This is a genomic window from Butyricicoccus sp. AF35-5AC (genome assembly GCF_003477715.1).
Classification (GTDB): domain Bacteria; phylum Bacillota; class Clostridia; order Oscillospirales; family Butyricicoccaceae; genus Agathobaculum; species Agathobaculum butyriciproducens.
This window is the reverse complement of sequence record NZ_QUDX01000028.1, coordinates 851-4803: the sequence shown is the minus strand read 5'-3', so window position 1 is coordinate 4803 and position 3953 is coordinate 851. Positions and strand designations below refer to the sequence as shown.

General features: G+C 49.1%; 2 protein-coding genes and 2 pseudogenes. 1 reads left to right on the top strand and 3 read right to left on the bottom strand.

Going from position 1 to position 3953, the window contains the following annotated elements; all coding sequences use genetic code 11:
* The coding region (locus tag DWZ82_RS14715) for a CHC2 zinc finger domain-containing protein (RefSeq protein ID WP_118481394.1) at positions 1–560 on the bottom strand (560 nt) is incomplete at its 3' end.
* A gap of 65 nt (positions 561–625) precedes the next feature.
* Positions 626–1354: pseudogene (locus DWZ82_RS14710) on the bottom strand (MobQ family relaxase); the annotation flags it as partial.
* Between the two features lie 237 nt (positions 1355–1591).
* On the opposite strand from DWZ82_RS14710, the gene DWZ82_RS14705 reads away from it, so the two are divergent.
* Entirely contained in the window at positions 1592–2773 is a 1182-nt protein-coding gene (locus DWZ82_RS14705; protein WP_118481393.1) for an IS110 family transposase, read from the top strand.
* Between the two features lie 118 nt (positions 2774–2891).
* Here DWZ82_RS14705 and mobQ read toward each other — a convergent pair.
* A pseudogene (gene mobQ, locus DWZ82_RS14700) lies at positions 2892–3745 on the bottom strand (MobQ family relaxase); the annotation flags it as partial.
* Positions 3746–3953: the final 208 nt, after the last annotated feature.

The following is a 3953-nucleotide window of genomic DNA, read 5'->3' as shown; positions in this document are numbered from 1 at the left end:
TCAAGCTGTATCACATCCTTTCCGTAGTCCGTAATCAAAGCTGCTTTTTCCTCCGTTTCCCCGAACAGCAGCACATCCAGCAGATATTCCACTTGGTCTTGCTTCTGTAAGGCTTCCACAAACCGGGGATGAAAGGCTTCCTCCGGGGTGTGCGGGGCATATTCCTTTCTCCATGCCCGAAGCAGGTGGAGATAGTCGGAAAGAATACGGAAGCAGCGGTTTTTTGCTTCCTGAAACTGTTCCTCCGGGGATTTCTGCCGGGGCTTGGGCTTTTTTGCCTTTCCCGGCGGTTTCCAGTCCTCATAGGAAAGCCCAAAGTCCTGTGCCAGCTGTACGGCGGCTTCTTTCTTTCCCAGCCCATACAGGGCGGCGGCAAAATCAATCACATCCCCATCCGCACCGCAGCCGAAGCAGTGGTAACGCCGATCCAGCTTCATGCTTGGGGTTTTATCATTATGGAACGGGCAGCAAGCCATCCCGTTCCGACCTACACGGATTCCATAATGCTCCGCTGCCTGTCTTGTTGTGACAGACTGCTTCACAGCTTCAAATACATTCAAATCTATCCCCCCTTGAAAAAAGAAAAAACACCTGACATTCTCTGATTGAAAATGGCAAGTGCCTGTTAAAGTTCCATATCCTGTTGTCTGTGTTTCGCCTGTGCCGGGGCGGTTCTTTGAGCCTTTTTCTCGTCTGCCTTATCCTGCAAGACTTCCTTGATGGGCTGCTTCTTAGGCGGCTCTTTACTTTCCTCTGTGCCGGGTGTGGCTTTCCGTACCCAGTAGCGGATGTCCCGCAGCTTCTTCAAATCCTCCTGTACCTCGGTCAGCGGTACTTTCAGCTCTGCGATTTCGCTGAGAAGTGTTTCCTGCTCCTCTTGCAGCTCCTTTTGGGTACTATCCTTATCGTCCGGGTGTTTGGCAAGGTAGGCGGTGGCTTTCTCATACCGGGCAACCTCCGGGTGTTCCTGTTTGAATTTCTCCTTTGTTTTCTTGAAAAATATCTTCTGGTATTTCTCATAGACGGGCTTACATTCTTTGCAGTCTGTCCGGCTGGCAAGAATCCCGTCAATCACTTTGCTGCGGGCTTCCTTTGGCTTCATCTGATTGCGGTAATCTGCGGCTGATTTCCCGGAAGATTCCAGAAATGCTTCTAAGTCCTCCACAGTGGAAAGCCCCTTTTGCCGGAGATAGGACAGGGCTTCGCTGACTGCCTTTAAGTCCTGTGAAGTCCCCCGGTTCTGTCCAGCCCTTGTCCAGTCCTTCCGTTCTTCCTTTCGTATCTCCATATACTTCATCAGCAGATTGGGAAGAAGTGTCGCTTCCTCCGCCGCTTTTTGTGCAAGCAACTCCTTGTATTATAGAGTAGTAGTTATTAGAGCCCCTCTCCAAGGGCTGTGCTACAATGTAAAGGATGCTGTGGATTGGTTCGCAACTCCTACCGTCAGACGGTTCACGGAAGGCTCCGACCACAGCCCTTTACGGTATTGTTAATCAGTTAGATACCGCCAGACGGTTTATGTTGAACAAGGTTACAAGAGTAAAGTGTTCTGTGGAACCGGCATCAAATAAACATATCGGAGGTATTCATTATGATTTGTGTGGGTATTGATGTTGCCAAGGATAAGCACGATTGCGTTATCCTGAATTCGGAAGGGAAAGTCCTTGCAGGTGTATTCACCATTCCTAATAATGCAGATGGATTTGATACCTTGCTACAAAAGATTCACGGCTGCACAAGTCCAGATGACAAAATAAAAGTAGGACTTGAGGCTACTGGACATTACAGCTACAACATTCTCGGATTTCTGCTTAACCAAGGCCTGCCAACCTATGTTATCAATCCGCTGCACACCAACCTTTTCCGAAAAAGTATGAGTCTTCGTAAAACCAAGACTGATCGGGTTGATGCTAAAACTATCGCAGCTATGCTTATGTCTAATGTGGACCTCAAGTCCTACACAGATGCAGCATACCACAACGAAGAGTTAAAGTCACTAACCAGATACCGATTTGATAAAGTTCGAGAAAGAGCTCAACTGAAACAATCGGTTTCTCGTTTGGTTACCATACTGTTTCCAGAGTTAGAAAAACTGGTGCCAACGCTGCATATGTCGTCTGTTTACGCACTTCTCATTGAATTTCCCGGAGCAAAGCAGATTGCCGAAGCTCATTTGACGCACTTGAAATCTCTCCTGAAAGATGCCTCTAAAGGCCGATATGGACGAGATATGGCAACAGAAATTCGTGATGCTGCCAAGCGTTCAATCGGTTCTGTTATGCCCGCTAAATCGCTTGAGTTGCGTCATACAATCCGCTTGATCCGTGAATTAGATTCAGAGATTAAAGATATTGAAGCAGCTATTGAGGCCATCATGGAAGAACTTCAGTCTCCCATTACGACTATTCCCGGCATGGGTTTTCGCATGGCAGCTATGATCCTTGCCGAAATCGGTGATTTCTCCTTTTTCGATTCTCCAGACAAGATCCTTGCCTATGCAGGCATGTCACCGTCCACCTATCAATCAGGGCATCTTTCATTGGCTGGAACCTACTCTCACATGGAGAAACGAGGTTCTCGCTACTTGCGCTATGCGCTTTACAACGCGACCAAGTATGTCTGCCATTGGGATCCGGGCTTTGCGGCTTACCTTGCTAAAAAGCGAGCTGAAGGAAAGCATTACAATGTTGCACTTTCTCATGCCGCTAAGAAATTGGTTCGGCTGATCTACGCCTTGGAGAAATCTCGGCAGCCGTACAGGCGTGCAGCTTAAGTTCTTATAATAAGCTCAGTTAGGCGTCCGACGGACGTCAGCTTTGCCATACCTTTTTTGAATCGTCTGCATTATTTTCACCTTTCCACACATTTGGGGTTGACTTCTAATAGTTAGTCTTCCGTTTTTCTCCCAGCTCGGCAATCCAGCCTTTGAGGTTGTGGATAAGCTGCCGGATGGAATTCATCAGGCGGTTGGCGGCTCTGATTTCCCGGTTCAGGTTTCCGATATTCGTCTGGATACCACGCTTTTCCATCTGCCGGACAGCCGCTCCCTCATGGACAGTGGGAACTATATCAAGCCCCTGTCTGGCATAGGAACGCAAGTCCACACGCTCCGGGCGGTCATTGGCTTCCAGATAGCGGTTCTGGATGACCTCCCATTCATGCCGCCAGATTTCACAATACTTCTGGTCGTTCCAGTCCACCGTATCCTCCTTGTGGCTTTTCCACCTGCCGGATGGCAGCTTTATCCGTTCCCCGTTCTCGTCAAGGTCATAAACCTTGCGGCTCTTGGGAAGCCATTTTCCATGCTCGTCCATTGCCCTCATAGTGAGCAGGACATGGGCGTGAGGATTGTGTCCCGGCGGATGGGGGCATGGATGGCAAAATCAGCAATCATGCCTTTGGAAACAAACTGCTGCTCACAAAACTCCCGGACAAGGACAGCGTACTGGTCAGGCGGTATCTCTCTGGGAATGGTAAGCACCCACCTCCTTGCAAGCTGGGAGTTCCATTGTTTTTCCACAGCTTCGGCGGCGTTCCATAGGGTATTGCGGTCTGCATACTCCGGCGGGGCATTTGCCGGGAGCAGGATTTCATTGTGGACGATACCACGCTTTTCCGGGTAGTGCTTCACTTGCTGGTCGTATTCACAGAACAGCTTTTCGCCACTCTGGTAAGCAGCGGCGGCAACCGCAGACTGCCGCTGGCTGCGCTGCACAATAGAAATTTCGTTGTGTGGGCAGGGCATTTCGTGTCCCTCCTTTCTGTAATTGACGGATGCGGTGGCGTTTTACCACCTCATTTTGGGCAGAAAAAAAGCAGGAGACCTTTTTCAGATTTCCTGCTCGGTGTGCCGCTGTGTAAGCGGCGGGTATTTAGTTGTGAAAGTTCGGGACAAGTTGACCCGATGTGTGTAGAATAACAAATTGGATTTATTTTTCTTTACATTTTATGCC

Excerpts from the sequence above, each read along its gene's own strand:
- DWZ82_RS14705 (WP_118481393.1), top strand. The coding sequence starts at position 1,592 with ATGATTTGTGTGGGTATTGATGTTGCCAAGGATAAGCACGATTGCGTT.